This window comes from Desulfosporosinus metallidurans (genome assembly GCF_001936615.1).
Classification (GTDB): domain Bacteria; phylum Bacillota; class Desulfitobacteriia; order Desulfitobacteriales; family Desulfitobacteriaceae; genus Desulfosporosinus; species Desulfosporosinus metallidurans.
Map to the genome: position 1 here is coordinate 1 of NZ_MLBF01000253.1, position 234 is coordinate 234.

The 234-nt window shown below is 38.0% G+C and carries 1 pseudogene; it reads right to left on the reverse strand.

Features of this window, described 5'->3' with window-relative positions:
• Positions 1 to 177, reverse strand: a pseudogene (locus tag DSOL_RS26580) (2-dehydropantoate 2-reductase N-terminal domain-containing protein); the annotation flags it as partial.
• Between the last annotated feature and the right edge of the window lie 57 nt (positions 178 to 234).

A 234-nucleotide genomic window follows, 5' to 3' on the forward strand; every position in this document is an offset into this window, starting at 1 on the left:
TGTGTGCCTTGCGTCCTCAATCGCCTGCTGTAATTGGTTAAACTTTACACAGAAAATCAATAAATCGACAGGCTTTTGCTCGCTTTCAGGTAAAACATAATTAAAATCATAACGTTCTCCGTTACAATAGATGCCATTCTTCTGATACTTCTGTATACGGCTTTGGCTTGCAATAACACGAACATCATCTTTTGGTAATTATCAGAAATACTTGCCAACATTGTCCAAGCACCT